We start from the raw sequence: 18602 nt of genomic DNA, 5'->3' as shown, positions 1-18602 counted from the left end.
CCGCGCAATACGGCGCCGGAGTGAAGATCGTGTGTCGTTCCCGTTCCGCGTTGGCGCGAGGGGGCCGTACTCATTACGGTCGGAGAATGCCCGAGAACACCGCTGAGCTGCGCCCCACTCACCCGCTCGCGATCGCGCCCGTCGTCGCCCCCGCGGCATCCGTCGACGGCTTCGCGAAGCAGTTCCTGCAGAACCTCAACTTCGACCAGGGCGTGACGCTGTCGAACTCCGACGTCAACGACCAGTACCTTGCCCTGGCGTACACGGTGCGCGACTACCTCATGGCGCGCTGGTTCGACGATCGTGCGCAGCAGAAGGCCCAGCAGAACAAGACCGTCTGCTACCTCTCGGCCGAGTACCTGCTGGGACGCCAGCTCGACAACAACCTCCTCGCGGCACGACTGACCGACATCGCGACCGAGGCGCTCGCGCAGTGCGGCATTGACATCGACGACCTGCGCCAGGTCGAGATCGAGCCCGGACTCGGCAACGGTGGCCTCGGTCGCCTCGCGGCCTGCTTCATCGACTCGCTCGCGACGATGAGCATCCCCACCATCGGCTACGGCATCCGCTACGAGTACGGCATCTTCCGCCAGGCCTTCAATGAGGGGCAGCAGGTCGAGCAGCCCGACGCGTGGCTGCGCATGGGCTCGCCCTGGGACTTCGCCCACCCCGAGGCCGCGCAGACGATCTCGTTCGCCGGTACCACCGAGACCTACGACGACGAGGGCGTCGAGCGCACGCGCTGGGTACCCGAGTGGAACGTGCTCGCCGTGCCGTACAACATGATGGTCCCGGGCTACCACAACGGCCGCGTGAACACCCTGCGCCTGTGGCGCGCGGTGGCGACCAACGCCTTCGACCTGCACACCTTCAACTCCGGCGACTACGTCGAGTCGGTGCGTGCGCAGACCTTCGCCGAGAACATCTCGAAGGTGCTCTACCCCGAGGACTCCACGCCCCAGGGCAAGGAGCTGCGCCTGCAGCAGCAGTACTTCTTCGTCGCGGCATCCATCGCCGACTTCATCGACAACGTGCTGCCCGACGACTTCGACATCGAGAAGCTCCCCGAGCGCGTGATCTTCCAGCTCAACGACACCCACCCGGTCATCGGGGTGCCCGAGCTGATGCGCGTGCTCGTCGACGAGAAGAAGCTCGAGTGGGATGCCGCGTGGGCGATCACGCAGAAGTGCTTCGCGTACACCTGCCACACGCTGCTGCCCGAGGCGCTGGAGGTCTGGTCGGTCGACCTGCTCGGTCACCTGCTGCCGCGTCACCTCGAGATCATCTACCGCATCAACGACGAGTTCCTGCTCGAGGTGCGCGAGCGCTTCGGCGACGACGAGATGCTCATCCGCAACATGTCGATCATCGGCGAGCACCCCTCGCGCTCCGTGCGCATGGCCTACCTCGCCACGGTCGCCGGGTCGAAGGTCAACGGCGTCGCCGAGCTGCACTCGCAGCTGCTGCGCGACAACGTGCTGAAGGACTTCGCCACCATGTGGCCCGACAAGTTCACCAACGTCACCAACGGCGTGACTCCGCGCCGCTTCCTGCGCCTGGCCAACCCCGATCTGTCGAGCCTGATCACCGAGGCTCTCGGCGCCGGGTGGACCGTCGACCTCGAACGCCTGCGGGGCCTCGAGGCCCTCGCCGACGACGCCGACTTCCGCGAGCGCTTCGCCGCGGTGAAGGCCTCGAACAAGCGCCGCCTCAGCAGCGTGCTCGAGGCCCGGGGTGAGGCACCGCTCGACGACGGTCACATGCTCGACGTCATGATCAAGCGCCTGCACGAGTACAAGCGCCAGACGCTCAAGGTGCTGCACATCGTCAGCACCTACGAGGGCATCGTCTCGGGCCGCCTCGACGTCGACGAGGTACAGGCGCGCACGTTCCTCTTCGGCGCGAAGGCCGCGCCCGGCTACGGCATGGCCAAGCGCATCATCCACCTCATCAACGCCGTCGGCGAGGTGGTCAGCGCCGACGAGCGGGTCAAGGGCAAGCTCAAGGTCGTCTACCCGGCCAACTACAACGTGACCCTGGCCGAGCGCATCATCCCCGCGGCCGACCTGTCCGAGCAGATCTCGCTCGCCGGCAAAGAGGCCTCGGGCACGGGCAACATGAAGCTCGCCCTCAACGGCGCCCTCACCATCGGCACCGACGACGGCGCGAACGTCGAGATCCGCAAGCTCGTCGGCGACGACAACTTCTTCCTCTTCGGCATGAGCGAGCCCGAGGTCGAGGAGCTGTGGGCCGAGGGCTACCGCCCCGCCGACTTCTACCAGAAGGACGAACGGCTGCGCAGCGCGATCGACCTCATCGCCTCAGGGGCCTTCTCGGGCGGCGACCGCACCGTGTTCGAGCCGCTCGTGTCGAACCTGCTGTACGAAGACCGCTTCATGGCGCTCGCCGACTTCTCAACGTACCTCGACGCCCAGGACCGCGTCGACGCGGCCTACGCCGACCAGGACGGCTGGGTGCGTTCGGCGATCCTCAACGTCGCGCGCAGCGGTTACTTCTCGTCCGACCGCGCCATGCGCGACTACCTCGACCGCATCTGGCACGCCACCCCGGTGAGCTGACGCGGTCTCCGGATGCCGCGACCCGGGCGCTCGCCCGAGGTCGCGGCATCCGTCGTTCCGGCGCCTGAACCTGGGGCGGTGACGGGCGCGGTGCGTGCACAACTCCGGAGATTCGGATGCCGCGCCGACCGCGCACCCCGTCATCGCGCGTGCATCACCGCGCGCGGCGCTGTCATCTCCTGCGTTGTGCACGCGCGCTGGCGGAAAGGCTGCGAAGGCTGGCCGACCGGCGACGGCGTCGAGGGGCGACCTGCGCGAGAGTGGAAGCCTCTCGATCCCGGAGGCCCCGTGCGCATCAGCGACTTCCCCGTTCCCGACACCCTCGCCGGCCGCGGGGCCCTCTCGCTCGCGCGGCAGGACCAGTCGCCCGCGATCACCGCGCACGCGCTGCGGTCGTGGTTGTGGGCCGAGGCGTTCGCCGTCATCGACGGCATCCGGGACATCGACCACGAGCTGCTGTACGTCGGCGCGGTGCTGCACGACATCGGCACCGTCGGCTCATTCGACAACCACACGCTGTCGTACGAACACGCGGGCGGGCACGTCGGCGTCGCGCTCACCGCGGGCGCGGGGTGGGAGCAGCCCCGCCGCGAGCGCGTGCTCGAGGTGATCGTGCGGCACAACTGGCCGCGCGTGGATCCGGCGATGGATGCCGAGGGGCACCTGCTCGAGATCGCGACGGGCCTCGACATCTCGGGCGCCCGCCCCGACGCGCTGCCCGAGGACTTCCGCCGCGAGGTGCTCGCCGCCCACCCGCGCGGAGCCCTCGCCGCGGAGTTCGGCGCGTGCGTGCTCGATCAGGCCGCCCGCAAGCCCGACACCGCCGCCCGACGACTCGTCGACGGGGGAGTGGTGGCCAAGCTCGCCGCGAATCCGCTCGAAACCCTCTGATCCTCGACGTCGCGGCATCCGGGATCGTCCGTCGGGATGCGAGGGGCAGGACATCCCGGGTATCGTGGGAGGGTTGTCGGCGCCGGTCGTGCCGACGAAAGCTGAACAACGGAGGGCCTTGTGGACATCGATCTCGCACTACTCAAGACGATCGAACGCGAGAAGGAGATCCCCTTCGACGAACTCGCGCGCATCATCGAGCAGGCGATCCTGACCGCCTACGCCAAGCACATCTCGCCGACCGGTGAGATCCCCACGGGAGCGCGCGCCACCCTCGACCGCAAGACCGGTCACGTCGGCATCTTCACCCCCGTCACCGACGAAGAGGGCGCGATCGTCGGCGAAGAGGAGCAGGCCCCCGACGACTTCGGTCGCATCGCCGCCTTCGCCGCCAAGCAGGTCATCAGCCAGCGTCTGCGCGACATCGCCGACGACGCCGTGCTAGGCGAGTTCCGCGGCAAAGAGGGCGACATCGTCGCCGGCGTCGTGCAGCAGGGTCCCAACCCGCGCATGGTGCACGTCGACCTCGGCACCGTCGAGGCCATCCTCCCGCCTGAGGAGCAGGTTCCCGGCGAGACCTACGCGCACGGCTCGCGGCTGCGCGTCTACGTGACCAGCGTCTCCAAGGGCAACAAAGGTCCGCAGATCACGGTGTCGCGCACCCACCCCGGACTCGTGCGCAAGCTCTTCGCCCTCGAGGTGCCCGAAATCGCCGCAGGACTCGTCGAGATCGTCTCTCTCGCCCGCGAGGCCGGGCACCGCTCGAAGATCGCCGTCAAGGCGAACGACCCGACGGTGAACGCCAAGGGCGCCTGCATCGGAGAGCTCGGACGCCGCGTGCGCGCCGTCACCGAAGAGCTCGCCGGCGAGAAGATCGACATCATCGACTACGACGCCGAACTGCCGCGCTTCGTCGCCAACGCCCTGTCGCCCGCCAAGGTGACCTCGTCGTTCGTGCTCGACGCCTCGACCAAGGCCGTGCGCGCCCTCGTTCCCGACTACCAGCTGTCGCTCGCGATCGGCAAGGAAGGGCAGAACGCCCGCTTGGCCGCCAAGCTCACCGGTGCGAAGATCGACATCCAGCCCGACAGCATCCTCGAAGACAACTGAGCGTCCGATCGTCCCCACGATCGCGAGGTGTAGGATGGAACCCGTACGAACGTGCGTCGGATGCCGCGCACGTGCCCCCCGATCCTCGCTTCTGCGTGTGGTCGCGGACGGATCCGTCCTCGTCGCAGACGAGCGGGCGGTTCTTCCCGGTCGGGGCGCGTGGGTGCACGAGACGGACGCATGTGTGAGCAAAGCGCTCGCACGTCGCGCCTTCGTACGAGCATTGCGTGTGTCAGGCCCGCTTGACACGCAGACCTTCGAATCACACCACCAGCGAAAAGGCTGAACGGCTATGGACACGAAGTGAACGGCTCGAAATGAGACCCGTCCGCAACTAGCGGTCTGCCCTGTCCGGGGTAGGCCCTCAGACAGGAGAATTGTGGCAAAACCACGCGTGCACGAGATCGCTTCCGAGCTCGGCGTCGACAGCAAGGTCGCGCTTGCGAAGCTGAAGGAGCTCGGCGAATTCGTCAAGAGCCCCTCATCCACCATCGAACCCCCGGTCGCCCGTAAGCTCCGCGCTGCGCTGGCCTCCGAAGGCTCGTCTTCCTCTTCGGATGCCAAGCCCGCCGCCTCCGCGGCGCGCCCCGGCGCCCGTCCCGGCCCGGCTCGTCCGGCCGCGACCCCCGGCAACCGTCCGTCGGGTCCCACGCCCGGACCCGCGAGGCCCGCGGCTCCGGCCGCTCCCGAAGCGGCTCCGGTCGAGGCCGGTCCCGCGGCATCCGCCCCCGAGGCCCCCGCGGCCCCGTCGGCGGCGAAGCCCTCGACTCCGTCGTCGCCGCCGAGCCCCGGCTCGACCCCTCCGGCCCCTGGTGCCGCAGCTCCCGGCGCCGGTGCCCCCAAGCCCGGCCCGAGCTCGCCCCCGCGTCCGGGTGGAGCCCGTCCCGGCAACAACCCCTTCGCCTCAGCGCAGGGTATGGGCCAGCGTCCCGCCGGCCCCCGTCCGGGTAACAATCCCTTCGCCTCGGCGCAGGGCATGGGCCAGCGCCCGACCCCCGGCAACATCCCGCGTCCGCAGGCTCCGCGCCCCGGCGCCCCGCGTCCCGGTGCTCCGCGCCCCGGTGGTGCCGGTCGTCCCGGTGGCGGCGGTCGTCCCGGCGCTCCGTTCCAGCAGCGTCCCGGCGGTCCCGGTCGTCCCGGCGGTGCCGGTGGCGGCTTCCAGCGCCCCGGTGGCGGTCCTCCGGCCGGCGGTTTCGCCGGTCGTCCCGGCGGTGGTGGCGGCCGTGGCCGTGGCCCCGGCGGTGGTACCGCAGGTGCCTTCGGTAAGGGTGGCGGCAAGTCCAAGCAGCGTAAGTCGCGTCGGGCGAAGCGGCAGGAATTCGAGATGCGGTCGGCGCCGGTCGTCGGCGGCGTCAACGTCTCGAAGGGCAACGGCGAGATCATCCGCCTGCGTCGCGGTGCCTCCATCGCCGACTTCGCGGACAAGCTCGAGGCCCTGCGCGGCTACAATGTGCAGCCCGGCACGCTCGTGACCATCCTGTTCAACCTGGGCGAGATGGCCACCGCGACCGAGTCGCTCGACGAGGCCACCTTCGAGGTGCTCGGAGCCGAGCTCGGCTACAAGATCCAGATGGTCTCGCCCGAGGACGAAGACAAGGAGCTCCTCGAGGGCTTCGGTCTCGACCTCGACGCCGAGCTCGAGGCCGAGAGCGAGGACGATCTCGAGATCCGTCCTCCCGTGGTCACCGTCATGGGCCACGTCGACCACGGTAAGACGCGACTGCTCGACGCCATCCGCCAGACCAACGTGGTCGCGGGCGAGGCCGGCGGCATCACGCAGCACATCGGTGCGTACCAGATCTGGACCGAGCACGAGGGCATCGAGCGCGCGATCACCTTCATCGACACCCCGGGTCACGAGGCGTTCACCGCCATGCGTGCCCGTGGTGCGCAGGTGACCGACATCGCGATCCTCGTGGTCGCGGCCGACGACGGCATCATGCCCCAGACAGTCGAGGCGCTGAACCACGCCCAGGCGGCCAATGTGCCGATCGTGGTCGCGGTCAACAAGGTCGACAAGCCCGACGCCAACCCGGCCAAGGTGCGCCAGCAGCTCACCGAGTACGGTCTGGTCGCCGAGGAGTACGGCGGAGACGTCATGTTCGTCGACGTCTCGGCCCGAGAGAACCTCAACATCCAGGCCCTCCTGGATGCGGTCCTGCTCACCGCCGACGCCGGTCTCGACCTCACGGCCAACCCGAACAAGGCGGCCCGCGGTGTCGCGATCGAAGCGAAGCTCGACAAGGGTCGCGGTTCGGTCGCCACGGTGCTCATCCAGTCCGGAACCCTCCGCGTCGGCGACGCGATCGTCGCAGGAACGGCTTACGGCCGCGTCCGCGCGATGATGGACGAGAACGGCGAAGCGGTCGACGAGGCCTACCCGTCGCGTCCCGTCTCGGTTCAGGGCCTCAACTCCGTGCCCCGTGCCGGCGACGTCTTCATCGTCACCGAAGAGGACCGCACCGCCCGTCAGATCGCCGAGAAGCGTGAAGCGGCCGAGCGCAACGCCCAGCTGGCCAAGGCCCGCAAGCGCATCTCGCTCGAGGACTTCACCCGCGCTCTCGAAGAGGGCAAGGTCGAGTCGCTCAACCTCATCATCAAGGGTGACGTGTCGGGTGCCGTCGAGGCGCTCGAGGAGTCGCTGCTCAAGATCGAGGTCGACGACAGTGTCCAGCTGCGCATCATTCACCGCGGTGTGGGTGCGATCACCGAGTCGGACATCAACCTGGCCACGATCGACAATGCGATCGTGATCGGCTTCAACGTTCGTCCCGACACGAAGGCCCGCGAGCGTGCCGCCCGCGAGGGTGTCGACGTGCGGTTCTACTCGGTCATCTACAACGCGATCGACGACGTCGAGCAGTCGCTCAAGGGCCTGCTCAAGCCGGAGTTCGAAGAGGTGCAGTCGGGTGTCGCCGAGATCCGCGAGGTGTTCCGCTCCTCGAAGTTCGGCAACATCGCCGGTGTCATCGTGCGATCGGGAACGATCACGCGAAACGCCAAGGCTCGCGTCATCCGCGACGGTGTCGTGCTGGCCGATGGCCTGGCAATCGAGTCGCTGCGCCGCTTCAAGGACGACGTCACCGAGGTTCGTACGGACTTCGAGGCCGGTATCGGTCTCGGCAAGTTCAACGACATCCAGATCGGTGACGAGATCGAGACCACCGAAATGGTCGAGAAGCCGCGAGGCTGATCGTCGTGCGGGGGTCGTGCCTTCGGGTGCGGCCCCCGCTGCGGCCTGCGGGGTGTGCATCTCCGAGAGCAGAGCGGGGCCCCTACCCCGATGCTCTCGGAGATGCACACCCCTCCGGCCTACGCTGGTGCGGCTGCGCGTGACGGGACTCCCACTCGGCAATGAGCCACGGGGGCACTCGACTCGCAGCGGTATGAAAGAACGAGAAGGAGAAGGCAGTGGCAGGGGAACGACAGGCCCGAGTGGCGGACCGGATTCGCGTGGTGCTCGCCGAGCGCCTCGAGAAGGGGCTGCGCGACCCGCGGCTCGGATTCGTCACCATCACCGACGTGCGGGTCACGGGTGACCTCCAGCACGCATCGGTGTTCTACACCGTCATGGGCGACGAGGCGCACCGCGCCGACACGGCCGCCGCGCTGAAGTCGGCGACGGGCATGCTGCGCAGCGAGGTCGGTAAGAACCTCAACACGCGCCTGACCCCGTCGTTGGAGTTCATCCTCGACGGCATCCCCGAGAACGCCGACCACATCTCGGCCCTCCTGCGCGAAGCGCGCGAGCGCGACCAGTCGGTCGCCGGTCTCGCGGCCACGGCCGCGTACGCCGGCGACGCCGACCCGTACGTCAAGCCCCGCGACGAAGACGAGAGCGCCGACGAAGACGACAGCGACGACGAGGACGACCTCGACGAGGACGACGCCCCGCGCGCCTGACCTCGGTACGACACGGCCGGACCCCGCCCATCGGCGGAGTCCGGCCGTTCGTCGTTTCCGCGGCATCGGGACCGCCGTCGTGCGGATGCCAGGAGTGACACGCCGGTCCAGGACGGGGTCGGGGCGGCGTCTCGGGGGTGGGGTCCGCAGGATGGCGGGCCGGGCCGCGACCCGGCCGTTGGAGCCGTCGTGCGGACGGGAAGGGTGACACGCCGGTCCAGGACGGGGTCGGGGCGGCGTGCCGGGGGTCGGGTCCGCAGGATGGCCGGCGCGGGACAGGGGCCAGGTCAGGATGCCGGGTGGCCGGGCAGGCGCAGGAGATCGTCGGCCGCTTCGACGAGTCCGTCGGCGATGAGCGAGTCGATCGCGCGGTCGCGTTGAGCGGCATCCGGCCACTCGGGAATCACCGCGAACGCCGGAACCGCTGCGGGCGCCGCCTCGCGTAGGGTCTTGAGCACCGCCCCGCGGGTCTGGCGATCGCTTCCCTCGTAGGTGGCCTGCTTGCGCCGCCGGTCTTCGGATGCCGGGTACCCGGCCGCCCGCCACGCGCACTGCGCCGCGAGGGGGCACGCTTCGCACTTCGGCGCACGGGCGGTGCAGACGATTGCGCCGAGCTCCATCGCAGCGGCGTTGACGACCGCCGCCTCGGCGATGCCCGCGGGGAGTTCGGCCTCCATCGCCTCGAGGTCGCGGCGGTGAGGCGGACCGGGCTGCGCGCGGCCGTCGATCGCGCGCGCGAGCACGCGTCGGGTGTTCGTGTCGACGACCGGATGCCGATCGCCGTAGGCGAAGACTGCGACGGCCCTCGCGGTGTAGTCGCCGATGCCGGTCAGGGCCAGCAGGGCGTCGACGTCGCGGGGGACCACGCCGTCATGGCGGTCGCGGATCTCGACGGCGGCGCGGTGCAGCCACAGCGCGCGGCGCGGATAGCCGAGGTTCGCCCACTGCGTCACGGCGTCGCCCGGGGGAGAGGCGGCGAGGTCGGCCGGCGTCGGCCAGCGCGTCAGCCACGCCTCGAGGTGCGGGACGACACGGTTCACCGGCGTCTGCTGCAGCATGAACTCGCTGACGAGGGTGCCCCACGCACCGAACCCCTCGCGACGCCAGGGGAGGTCGCGGGCCGCGTCGCGGTACCACGCGATGAGCGGGGCGGCGAGTCCTGGCATCCGTCCAGCCTACGGTCGCCGGAGGGGGCCGGACTTCGCGCATGGACGCTGTGCGCCGATCGCGTTCACACGTGACGGGGAGCGCTGCGCCCGGGCCGCCGCGGGGCGAGGGGAGGGGTCGGGTGTCGGTGGTCGACCGTAGGCTGGAGGCATGTCGAGTGAGAACCCCGTCGAGACCCTGCAGCGGAGCCTGCGCGACCTGATGCGGCAGAACGCCCGCGCGGGGCGCGTGGTGGTCGCGATCGACGCGCTCGACGCTGACGCCGCGTCGACCTTCGCCGACGCGTTCGCCGCCGCCATCGAGGCCGAGGGCACCGCGGTGTTCCGCGAGAGCCTCGCCGACCACGCCGACGATGTGCGCGACCGCCTGGTCGCCCCGTTCCGGTCGGGTGAGCCCTTCGGAGACTCAGCGGGCGCGCCGACCGATGCCGTGCTCGTCGTGTCGGGCCGCTTTCTCCACACCGTCGAGCTGCGCAAGCTCTGGAACTTCTCCGTCTGGCTCGAGAGCAACCCGCCCGTCGGCGCTGCGCGCCCCGAGCTCCCGGATGCCGAGAAGCACTACCTCAGCGAGTCGCGGCCCCGCGTGGCGGCATCCGTCATCGTCGAGAACTCCGACCCCTCGCACCCGGTGCAGGTGTTCGGAGACTTCTGCTGATGGTGCGTCCCGGAATCCTCTTGGTCGACAAGCCTGGAGGGATCACCAGCCATGACGTCGTGTCGCGCGCGCGGCGTGCACTCGGCACCCGCAAGATCGGGCACGCCGGCACGCTCGACCCGATGGCGACGGGCCTGCTCGTGCTCGGCGTCGGGGGGGCGACGCGCCTGCTGACCTACATCGTCGGCGCCGACAAGACCTACGAGGCGACCATCCTGCTCGGAGTCGCCACCGACAGCGACGACGCCGACGGCGTCGAAACGGCGCGGGCGGATGCCGCTGACGTCGCCGCCGTGACCGAGGCGGCCATCGCCGCCGGCATCGCCGCCCTCACCGGTCAGATCGAACAGGTGCCCAGCACCGTCTCGGCCATCAAGGTCGCGGGTCGCCGCGCCTACGACCTCGCGCGCGCCGGCGAAGAGGTCGAGCTGAAGGCGCGGAGCGTCACCGTGTCGCGGTTCGAGGTGCGCGAGATACGCCGCGGCGAGGGCACGATCGAGCTCGACGTGGTCGTCGACTGCACGAGCGGCACGTACATCCGCGCCCTGGCCCGCGACCTCGGGCGCGCGGTGGGGGTCGGGGGACACCTGACGGCGCTGCGCCGCACGCGCATCGGGGCGTTCGACGTCTCCGCCGCAGCCTCGGTCGACGACATCGCCGAAGACGCCCTCGTCGCTCCGGCGACCGCCGCGGCCGTCGTCATGGGCGTCCTCGCGGTGGGGGCCGACGAAGCACGCGACCTCCGGCACGGCAAGCGCATCGACGGCGGCGGTCGCCTGACCGGAGCCGTCGCCGCCGCGATCGACCCCGACGGGCTCCTGATCGGCGTCGTCGAGAAACGCGGCACGCAGGTGAAGAGCGTCATGAACATGCCCGTGGAGGCCGCCCGATGATCCTGTGGTTCACCCTCGTGCAGGTGGGCGTCGCCGTGCTCGCGGGAGTCGTCGCGATGGTCGCGGGACTCCTCGGCCGGCGCCCCGGCGACGTCACCGTCGGTTCGCTCGCGCTCATCGAACTGCTGCTCATCGTGCAGATCGTCGTGGCGCTCATTTCGCCGTTCGCGGGCAACCCGCCCTCGGGCAGCCTGCTGGAGTTCTGGACGTACCTCGTGTCGGCCGCGCTCGTGCCCGTCGCGGGAGCCGCGTGGGCGCTCATCGAGCGCAGCCGCTGGAGCACGGTGATCATGGGCGTGGCGGCGCTGGCCGTCGCGGTGATGGTGTGGCGCATGCACGTCATCTGGACGGTGCAGCTCGCCTGAACGCGGGCGGATCGGCGCGGGCCCGAGCGAACTAGAATCGACAGGTCATGGCATCCACAGCTCCCACCCGTTCCCGGGGGATGACCGGCATCGGCCGTGTCCTCGTCGTCGTCTACGGCATCATGGCCCTCGCCGCCACCGGCCGCTCGTTCGTGCAGATCGTCCGCGAGTTCGACGACGCCCCCGTCGCGTACACGCTTTCGGCCCTCGCCGCGGTCGTGTACATCTTGGCCACTCTCGCGCTGATCTTCTCGGCGCGCCCCGCCTGGTATCGCGTCGCGTGGATCGCGATCTGCTTCGAACTCGTCGGCGTCCTCGTCGTGGGCACCCTGAGCCTCGTCGATCCGGCGCTGTTCCAGCACCCCACGGTGTGGTCGGTCTACGGGTACGGTTACCTCTTCATCCCGCTCGTTCTGCCGTTCCTCGGTCTGTGGTGGCTGATCCGGCACCGACGGACCGCGTCGTGATCGTCTTCCGCGACCCCGCCGAGGTCCCTGCCGGATTCGGGCCGTCGGTCGTGGCGATCGGCAAGTTCGACGGGGTGCACACCGGCCACCGCGCGGTCATCGACCGGGCTCGTGTCGACGCGGCCGGGGGAGCGAAGGTCGTCGCCGTCACCTTCGACCGCAATCCGCTCAGCGTGCTGCGCCCGGAGAAGTGTCCGCCCGATGTGATCGGACCGCACCAGAAGCTCGACCTTCTCGAGCGCGCCGGGGTCGACGCCACGCTGCTGCTCACGTTCGATGAAGAGCTGGCATCCATCCCCGCCGAGGACTTCATCACGCGCGTGCTCGTCGACGCGCTCGAGGCTCGCACAGTGCTCGTGGGACGCGACTTCCGCTTCGGCGCGGGGGGCGCGGGCGACCCCGACCTGCTCGTGCGCATGGGAGATGAGCACGGGTTCCGCGTCGACGTGGTCGACGACGTCCGCGCGGTGCACGCCGACCGCCGCGTGTCGTCGACCTGGATCCGCGAAGCCTTGTCGGCGGGCGACGTCACCACTGCCGCCCGCCTGCTCGGACGCGCCCCCTCGGTCTGGGGCGAGGTCGTGCATGGGCTCAAGCGCGGCCGCGAACTCGGCTATCCCACGGCCAATCTGTCGCCCGAGCTCGAGGGCTTCGTGCCGGCCGACGGTGTCTACGCCGGGTGGCTGGTCGATGTCGACGGCGGCCGCCGCACGAGCTATCCCGCCGCGATCAGCGTCGGCACCAACCCGACGTTCGACGACGTGCACTCCCGCCAGGTCGAGGCCTACGTCATCGACGAGACCGGGCTCGATCTGTACGGCCACCACGTCGAGGTGCGTTTCGTCGAGCGGGTACGCGGCATGACCGCGTTCGACGGCATCGACGCGTTGCTCGTGCAGATGGCCGACGACGTCGAGCGCTCGCGCGCGATCCTCGCCTGAGGGGCGGAGCGGGCTGGGGCGGCGGGTCAGGGCTGAGCCGCGGGCCGGGGCTGAGTCGCGGGCCGGGCTGGGGCGGCTTCGGGGCACGCCGCGTGGCCCCGGGGCGATGGGCGTGGCCCCGGGGCCACGAACGCGCGATGCGTTTGCGCGCGGCATGGCATATCCGGGCTGGGACGCAATCTTCGGCTGAGCCGCGGGCCGGGGCTGAGCGGCGGGCCGGGCTGAGCCGCGGGCTGGGCTGAGCGGCGGGCCGGGCTGGGGCGGCTTCGGGGCACGCCGCGTGGCCCCGGGGCGATGGACGTGGCCCCGGGGCCATGAACGCGCGATGCCTTTGCGCGCGGCATGGCATATCCGGGCTGGGACGCAATCTTCGGCTGAGCCGCGGGCCGGGCTGAGCCGCGGGCTGGGCTGGGGCGGCTCCGGGGCACGCCGCGTGGCCCCAGGGCGATGGGCGAGGCCCCGGGGCCACGAACGCGCGATGCGTTTGCGCGCGGCATGGCATGTCCGGGCTGGGGCGCAATCTTCGGCTGAGCCGCGGGCCGGCTGAGCCGCGGGCTGGGCTGAGCGGCGGGCCGGGCTGGGGCGGCTTCGGGGCACGCAAGGTGGCCCCAGGGCGATGGACGTGGCCCCGGGGCCACGAACGCGCGATGCGTTTGCGCGGCGCACGTCGTGACCGGGCTGGACCGGCTTCGGGGCACCCCGCGTGGCCCCGGGGCGATGGACGTGGCCCCGGGGCCACCTGCGAACGGCGCCTGCTGCCTGTTCCCGGCACCGCGCGCGAGCCGCGCCGAGACCACCGCGCGCGAGCGGCCCCGGAACACCCCGCGTCAGTCCTGGCGGGAGAGGTGATTGCGGATGCCGAAGAACGCCGCCGCGCCGCCGAGCACCATCAGCGCGGCGGTGAACACCGCGGCCCGGTGGAAGCCGTCGAGGTCGAGCGATCCGCCCACCACGGCCGAGACCGCGGCGATGGCCAGCAGGCCCGCGACGCGGGAGACGGCGTTGTTGACGGCGGAGGCAATGCCCGACCGCTCGGTCTCGATGGCGCCGAGCACGGCGGCGGTCAGGGGCGAGACGGTGGCCGTCAGGCCCAGTCCGAACACGACGATGCCCGGCAGCACCTGTGTCCAGTAGTCGAAGTCGGCGCGCACGTTCAGCAGCAGCACCGCGCCGACGGCCATCACGAGCGGGCCGAGGGTCATGAACAGGCGCGGGCCGAACCGACCGGCGAGCGCGCCCATGCGGGAGCTGAGTCCGATCATCAACAGAGTGCTGGGCAGCGACGCGAGCCCTGCGAGGGTGGCGGACAGCCCGGCCCCCTGCTGCAGGTACACGCCGACGACGAAGCCGTTCAGCGACAGGGCGGCGTAGACGAAGACGGTGACGAGGTTGCCCGCCCAGAAGTTGCGCGAGCGGAAGAGGTCGAGGGGCATCATCGGGTCGGGCGTGACGCGCTGGCGCCAGAGGAATCCGGCGAAGGCGAGGGCGCCGACGATGCCGGGCACCCAGATGACGGGGGAGCCCCACCCGAGGTTCGGCTGCTCGATGAGGGCGAACACGATGCCGCCGAGGCCCACCGCGCACAGGATCGCGCCGATGACGTCGACGCGGGCACCGGGTCGGCGGTGGTCGCGGTGACCAAGACGGGCGAGCAGCCACATCGTCACCCCGATCGGCAGCACGTTGACGAGAAAGACGAGGCGCCACGAGAGGGTGTCGACGAAGATCCCGCCGATGAGGGGTCCGGCGATCATCGCGACAGTGGTCGCGCCGGTCCAGATGCCGATCGCGCGCGCCTGCGCGGGACCGCGGAAGGTCGAGGTGATGAGGGCGAGCGAGCTGGGGACCAGCAGGGCCCCCGCGACCCCCTGCAGGGCGCGCGCGACGATGAGGAACTCCGCGGAGGGCGCGGCGGCGATCGCGACCGAGGTCACGGCGAAGCCGATCAGTCCGATGCGCAGCACCACGACGCGGCCGAGCACGTCGCTCAGCGAGCCCGCGACGAGGATGAAGGCGCCCAGCGTCACGAGGTAGGCGTCGACGACCCACTGCTGGGTGGTGAGTCCGCCGCCGAGGTCGCGCGCGATCGCGGGCAGGGCCACGTTGACGACGGTGCCGTCGAGGAACGACACGAACGACGCCAGCACGGCGATGGCGAGCACGACGCGCTGCTCTCGCGTCATCGTCTTTGCCATGGCCTCAGCGTACGGCCGTCGTCGCCCCCGCACGCGGGGTGGACAGCGACGGGGGAGGGGGCGCGGCATCCGGATCGCCGAGAGGGAAATACCCCTAGGGGGTATGCTGTTGTGAACGGCATGACCGGAGGAGCAGCCATGGGCGAGAACACCGAAGCCGCGGCGAACGACACCGCCGAGGCCGTACTCGACATCGTGGGCATGACCTGCGCGAGCTGCGTCGCCCGGGTCGAGAAGCGACTGGGCCGCGTCGAGGGTGTCGAGGCGGCCGTGAACCTCGCGACCGAGACCGCGCGTGTGCGCTACCCCGCGACCCTCGACACCTCGAGACTCGTCGACGCGGTGCGCTCCGCCGGGTACGACGCCACCGTCCGGACGCGGAACGCCCCGCGAGCGGTGACGGCGGCTGCGCCGGCATCCGTGATTCCGGATGCCGATGACGCGGTGCTCGCACCCGTTCCGGCCCCCGGCGGCCCGATCGACGCCGTCACCGGCCGGGCCCTGGCACACGACGCCGAACCGCACCCGGCGCCGGATGCCGCCGCCCCGGCGCACGACACCACCGATCATTCCGGCGGGCACGTGCACGACACCGCCGACGCGCCCGGATCCACGCCGCTGCGCGTGCGGCTGTGGGTCTCGCTCGCCCTCGCCGTGCCCGTCGTCGCGCTCGGCATGGTTCCCGCCTGGCAGTTCCCGGGCTGGCAGTGGGTCTCCCTCGTGCTCGCGACGCCGATCGTGCTGTGGGGCGGGTGGCCGTTCCACCGCGCGACCCTGCGCAACGCCCGGCACGGCGCGGCCTCCATGGACACGCTGATCACCCTGGGCACCTTCGCGGCCTACCTCTGGAGCGTGTGGGCCCTGATATTCGGCAACGCCGGGGTCATCGGCATCCGCCACGAGGTCATGCTCTTCGGTCCGGTGCACGACGCGACCTCGGTGATCTACTTCGAGGTCGCGGCCGCCGTGACGGTGTTCCTGCTGCTCGGCCGCGTCATCGAGCAGCGCTCGACCCGCCGGGCCGGGGCCGCGCTGCGCTCGCTGCTCGACCTCGGCGCCCGTGAGGCCGAGCTCGCGGACGGTCGGCGCATCGACGTCGACGCGCTCGCCGTGGGCGACGTGTTCGTCGTGCGGCCGGGGGCCAGGATCGCCACCGACGGCGAGGTGCTCGAGGGGCACGCCGCGGTCGACGAGAGCATGCTGACGGGCGAGTCGCTGCCCGTCGAGGCGGGGCCCGGCTCGAGCGTCACCGGGGGCACGATCGCCTCGGGTGGCCGTCTCGTCGTGCGTGCGACCGGGGTGGGGGAGCAGACCCGCCTCGCCCGCATCGCGCGCCTGGTCGAAGACGCTCAGCTCGGCAAGAGCCGCGTGCAGCGCCTGGCCGACCGCATCTCGGGCGTGTTCGTACCCGTCGTGATCGTGCTCGCGGTGCTGACCCTCGTCGCGTGGCTGGTCGCGGGCCAACCCGTCGCGGCGGGGTTCACCGCGGCCGTCGCGGTGCTCATCATCGCCTGCCCCTGCGCGCTCGGCCTCGCCACCCCGATCGCGATCCTCGTCGGCACCGGTCGGGGGGCGCAGCTGGGCATCCTCGTCACGGGGCCCGCGGCGCTCGAATCCGCCGAGCGCATCGACACGATCGTGCTCGACAAGACCGGCACGCTCACCTCGGGGCACATGAGCGTGGCATCCGTCACCGTCGTCGAGGGGCAGGATGCCGCCGCCGCCCTGCAGCGCGTCGCCGCCCTCGAGCGCGGGTCGGAGCACCCCGTCGCCCACGCGATCGTCGAGGCCGCGGGTGACGGCGAGGTCGCTACAGACCTCGAGGCCCTGCCCGGCCGCGGGATCACCGGGGTGGTCGACGGCGTGCGTGTGTTCGCCGGGCGGCCGTCGCTCGCCGGCGAGCTGGGCGCGGCGCTCCCCTTAGATCTGGCGGACGCCGTGGCCGCGGGGGAGGAGCGGGGCACCGTGATCGTCGCCGGCTGGGCCGATGCCGACGGCGCACCGACCGCCCGCGCGGTCGTCGAGGTCGCCGACACCGTGCGGCCCGAAAGTCGCGCGGCGGTGGACAGCCTGCGTGCGATGGGCCTCGAGCCGGTGCTGCTCACCGGTGACAACCCCCGCATCGCCCGCGTGGTCGCCGACGAGCTCGGCATCTCGCGCGTGCGCGCCGGGGTGCTGCCCGAGGGGAAGGTCGATGAGATCGCGGCCCTGCGCGCGGAGGGGCGAACCGTCGCCATGGTCGGCGACGGGGTCAACGACGCCGCCGCCCTGGCATCCGCCGATCTGGGGATCGCGATGGGCGGGGGGACGGATGCCGCGCTGCACGCCAGCGACCTCGCCCTCATGCGCGACGATCCGCGCGGCATCGTTACCGCCGTGTCGCTGAGTCGCCGGACGATGCGGATCATCCGCGGCAATCTGTTCTGGGCCTTCGCCTACAACGTCGCGGCTCTGCCGCTGGCGGCGCTGGGGCTGCTGAACCCCATGCTCGCGGGGGCCGCGATGGCGTTCTCGAGCGTGTTCGTCGTGCTCAACAGCCTGCGCCTGCGACGCGCGGCGTGAGAGCCCGGCTCGGTCGTGGGCGCGGGTTAGGGTCGAGGCGATCCCTGGAGGTTGCATGTCCCCCCTCGCCCGCGTCGGAGCCCTCGGCGCCGCCGCCGCCGTCGTCGCCCTGGCCCTGACCGCGTGCGTGCCCGAGGCCGAGATCGGCACCGCGAGCACGTCGACCCCGAGCGCGGAGGCCACGACCCCGGCCCCGGTCGCCTCGTCGACCCCCACGGCCACGCCGACGCCCACGCCCTCCGCGACGCCGACGACGGCCCTGCCCGCGTCGTGCGACGACATCTACTCGCCCGCGATGCGCTCGACGCTCGAGGCACAGGTGCCGCCGCTGAACGACCCCGGCATCACGCTGCTGTCGACGGATCAGGCCCCGCTGCTCGAACTGCTCGCCGCGGTGCCGACCCTGCGCTGCACGTGGGGCGCCCCGAGCGACACCGGAATGGCGACCAACGTGTCGATCATCGATGCCGCGCAGGCAGCGACCGTGACCGGTGCCCTCACCGACGCGGGCTTCGGGTGCGAGAGCTCCGGCGACGCCACGATCTGCCGCATCGACCAGCGCGGCGTCTCGCTCGACGACAAGCCCTACGAACGCGGTGAGACGCAGGCCGTATCGCCGTCGACGGGCCTGTGGATCAGCACATCGTGGATCAACGTCAACCCCGACGGGTACACCGAAGACATTCTCGCCACGCTGACTCGCTGATCCGCTCGCCGAGCGGGTAGAATAGTCGCGACCCCGTCACCGTGTCCGTGTGAGCCGCTTCCGGCTGAAACCCGCGGTCGGGTCGCAGACCCGCCCCTTTTCGTGTGCGTCGTCCGCGACGATCTGCGGGGTCACTGATCCACCGGCCTCGCGCCGGAACGTTCCG

15 protein-coding genes are annotated in these 18602 nt (G+C 71.2%); 13 read left to right on the top strand and 2 right to left on the bottom strand.

Annotated features, from left to right (window positions below):
- Positions 1 to 86 precede the first annotated feature (86 nt).
- The 6 genes from M3667_RS01505 (at position 87) to rbfA (ending at position 8486) form a co-directional block, all read left to right on the top strand.
- On the top strand, positions 87 to 2582 hold the full coding sequence (locus tag M3667_RS01505) for a glycogen/starch/alpha-glucan phosphorylase (RefSeq protein WP_144828452.1): 2496 nt from the start codon (positions 87 to 89) through the stop codon (positions 2580 to 2582).
- 288 nt (positions 2583 to 2870) lie between these two features.
- Positions 2871 to 3473, top strand: coding sequence for an HD domain-containing protein (locus M3667_RS01500; RefSeq protein ID WP_251504092.1), 603 nt, complete (start codon positions 2871 to 2873; stop codon positions 3471 to 3473).
- 120 nt (positions 3474 to 3593) lie between these two features.
- Positions 3594 to 4583, top strand: coding sequence for a transcription termination factor NusA (nusA, locus tag M3667_RS01495; RefSeq protein WP_251504087.1), 990 nt, complete (start codon positions 3594 to 3596; stop codon positions 4581 to 4583).
- Positions 4584 to 4617: 34 nt separating this feature from the next.
- Positions 4618 to 4869, top strand: coding sequence for a YlxR family protein (locus tag M3667_RS01490; protein ID WP_074694212.1), 252 nt, complete (start codon positions 4618 to 4620; stop codon positions 4867 to 4869).
- A gap of 93 nt (positions 4870 to 4962) precedes the next feature.
- Positions 4963 to 7776 carry a translation initiation factor IF-2 gene (infB, locus tag M3667_RS01485; RefSeq protein ID WP_251504084.1) on the top strand — a complete coding sequence of 938 codons (2814 nt, stop codon included), beginning with the start codon at positions 4963 to 4965 and terminating at the stop codon, positions 7774 to 7776.
- A gap of 218 nt (positions 7777 to 7994) precedes the next feature.
- Positions 7995 to 8486: a 30S ribosome-binding factor RbfA gene (gene rbfA / locus M3667_RS01480; RefSeq protein WP_251504081.1), complete on the top strand. Its 492-nt coding sequence runs from the start codon at positions 7995 to 7997 to the stop codon at positions 8484 to 8486.
- Positions 8487 to 8773: 287 nt separating this feature from the next.
- On the opposite strand, the gene M3667_RS01475 is transcribed toward rbfA, so the two are convergent.
- Complete coding sequence (locus tag M3667_RS01475; protein ID WP_251504078.1) at positions 8774 to 9652, bottom strand: A/G-specific adenine glycosylase; 879 nt, start codon at positions 9650 to 9652, stop codon at positions 8774 to 8776.
- A gap of 151 nt (positions 9653 to 9803) precedes the next feature.
- Here M3667_RS01475 and M3667_RS01470 point away from each other — a divergent pair, with 151 nt between their 5' ends.
- The 5 genes from M3667_RS01470 to M3667_RS01450 are packed head-to-tail and all read left to right on the top strand — an operon-like array spanning position 9804 to position 12973.
- On the top strand, positions 9804 to 10307 hold the full coding sequence (locus M3667_RS01470; RefSeq protein ID WP_251504075.1) for a hypothetical protein: 504 nt from the start codon (positions 9804 to 9806) through the stop codon (positions 10305 to 10307).
- Entirely contained in the window at positions 10307 to 11200 is an 894-nt protein-coding gene (gene truB / locus M3667_RS01465) for a tRNA pseudouridine(55) synthase TruB (protein ID WP_251504074.1), read from the top strand. Before M3667_RS01470 ends, truB begins: the two co-directional genes overlap by 1 nt.
- On the top strand, positions 11197 to 11565 hold the full coding sequence (locus M3667_RS01460; RefSeq protein WP_251504071.1) for a hypothetical protein: 369 nt from the start codon (positions 11197 to 11199) through the stop codon (positions 11563 to 11565). Before truB ends, M3667_RS01460 begins: the two co-directional genes overlap by 4 nt.
- 47 nt (positions 11566 to 11612) lie before the next feature.
- Positions 11613 to 12032: a hypothetical protein gene (locus tag M3667_RS01455; RefSeq protein ID WP_144828431.1), complete on the top strand. Its 420-nt coding sequence runs from the start codon at positions 11613 to 11615 to the stop codon at positions 12030 to 12032.
- Positions 12029 to 12973, top strand: coding sequence for a bifunctional riboflavin kinase/FAD synthetase (locus M3667_RS01450; protein WP_251504069.1), 945 nt, complete (start codon positions 12029 to 12031; stop codon positions 12971 to 12973). The genes M3667_RS01455 and M3667_RS01450 overlap by 4 nt, the downstream gene beginning before the upstream one ends.
- Before the next feature lie 827 nt (positions 12974 to 13800).
- On the opposite strand, the gene M3667_RS01445 is transcribed toward M3667_RS01450, so the two are convergent.
- A complete protein-coding gene (locus M3667_RS01445; RefSeq protein WP_251504066.1) occupies positions 13801 to 15168 on the bottom strand; it encodes an MFS transporter in 1368 nt (455 codons plus the stop codon).
- Positions 15169 to 15306: 138 nt separating this feature from the next.
- Between M3667_RS01445 and M3667_RS01440 the strand changes: the two genes are divergently transcribed.
- Together M3667_RS01440 and M3667_RS01435 are read left to right on the top strand one after the other, a co-directional pair.
- Positions 15307 to 17730 (top strand): cation-translocating P-type ATPase, encoded by a 2424-nt coding sequence (locus M3667_RS01440; protein WP_251504062.1) that lies wholly within the window; start codon positions 15307 to 15309, stop codon positions 17728 to 17730.
- Between the two features lie 55 nt (positions 17731 to 17785).
- On the top strand, positions 17786 to 18436 hold the full coding sequence (locus M3667_RS01435; protein WP_251504059.1) for a hypothetical protein: 651 nt from the start codon (positions 17786 to 17788) through the stop codon (positions 18434 to 18436).
- Positions 18437 to 18602 lie beyond the last annotated feature (166 nt).

It is taken from the genome of Microbacterium sp. P26 (assembly GCF_023712585.1).
GTDB lineage: Bacteria > Actinomycetota > Actinomycetes > Actinomycetales > Microbacteriaceae > Microbacterium > Microbacterium algihabitans_A.
Note: the sequence above shows the minus strand (reverse complement) of the source record. Positions and strands in the feature narration are given on the sequence as shown.

What these genes read in the sequence shown, in the direction of transcription:
- M3667_RS01470 (WP_251504075.1), top strand. Translation starts at nt 9,804, where the DNA reads ATGTCGAGTGAGAACCCCGTCGAGACCCTGCAGCGGAGCCTGCGCGAC.
- truB (WP_251504074.1), top strand. Translation starts at nt 10,307, where the DNA reads ATGGTGCGTCCCGGAATCCTCTTGGTCGACAAGCCTGGAGGGATCACC.
- M3667_RS01505 (WP_144828452.1), top strand. Translation starts at nt 87, where the DNA reads ATGCCCGAGAACACCGCTGAGCTGCGCCCCACTCACCCGCTCGCGATC.
- M3667_RS01445 (WP_251504066.1), bottom strand. Translation starts at nt 15,168, where the DNA reads ATGGCAAAGACGATGACGCGAGAGCAGCGCGTCGTGCTCGCCATCGCC.
- M3667_RS01455 (WP_144828431.1), top strand. Translation starts at nt 11,613, where the DNA reads ATGGCATCCACAGCTCCCACCCGTTCCCGGGGGATGACCGGCATCGGC.
- M3667_RS01460 (WP_251504071.1), top strand. Translation starts at nt 11,197, where the DNA reads ATGATCCTGTGGTTCACCCTCGTGCAGGTGGGCGTCGCCGTGCTCGCG.
- M3667_RS01475 (WP_251504078.1), bottom strand. Translation starts at nt 9,652, where the DNA reads ATGCCAGGACTCGCCGCCCCGCTCATCGCGTGGTACCGCGACGCGGCC.
- M3667_RS01490 (WP_074694212.1), top strand. Translation starts at nt 4,618, where the DNA reads ATGGAACCCGTACGAACGTGCGTCGGATGCCGCGCACGTGCCCCCCGA.
- M3667_RS01440 (WP_251504062.1), top strand. Translation starts at nt 15,307, where the DNA reads ATGGGCGAGAACACCGAAGCCGCGGCGAACGACACCGCCGAGGCCGTA.
- M3667_RS01435 (WP_251504059.1), top strand. Translation starts at nt 17,786, where the DNA reads ATGTCCCCCCTCGCCCGCGTCGGAGCCCTCGGCGCCGCCGCCGCCGTC.